The organism is Microbispora sp. H13382 (genome assembly GCF_014161445.1).
Classification (GTDB): Bacteria; Actinomycetota; Actinomycetes; order Streptosporangiales; family Streptosporangiaceae; genus Microbispora.
Map to the genome: position 1 here is coordinate 1 of NZ_JABBXA010000059.1, position 703 is coordinate 703.

Annotated in this window: 1 rRNA gene; it reads right to left on the minus strand. The window is 56.3% G+C overall.

The features are described 5' to 3' along the window. Nucleotides 1–634 (minus strand): 23S ribosomal RNA (locus HHX41_RS39470); the annotation flags it as partial. Nucleotides 635–703: the final 69 nt, after the last annotated feature.

Consider the following 703-nt stretch of genomic DNA (forward strand, 5'->3'; position numbering starts at 1 on the left):
GTTTACGCTCCTACGGCTTGTAGGCACACGGTTTCAGGTACTATTTCACGACCCCTCACCGGGGCGCTTTTCACCTTTCCCTCACGGTACTCGTTCACTATCGGTCATCAGGAAGTATTTAGGCTTACCAGGTGGTCCTGGCAGATTCACACAGGATTTCTCGAGCCCCGTGCTACTCGGGACGACTCCCAGCAGTCGGCAGAATTTCGCCTACCCGGCTATCACGGTCTACGGCCGCCCTTCCCAGAGCGTTCGACTACCCCACCGATTTCTCACTGCTCGAAGAGACGGCGGTCCCTTCCGGAAGATCCCACAACCCCGCACACGCAACGCCCGCCGGCTATCACACGCGCACGGTTTAGCCTCTTCCGCTTTCGCTCACCACTACTCACGGAATCACTAAATTGTTTTCTTTTCCTACGGGTACTGAGATGTTTCACTTCCCCGCGTTACCACCAACCGCCCTATACATTCAGACGGAGGCAACACCACATGACTGGTGCTAGGTTTCCCCATTCGGACATCCCCGGATCAACGTCTGGTTGGCGACTCCCCGAGGCTTAACGCAGCCTCCCACGTCCTTCATCGGCTCCTGATGCCAAGGCATCCACCGTGTGCCCTAAACAACTTGGCCACAAAGATGCTCGCGTCCACTATGCAATTCACAAACAACAACCAGACAACCAGCCCACCCCACCACCAA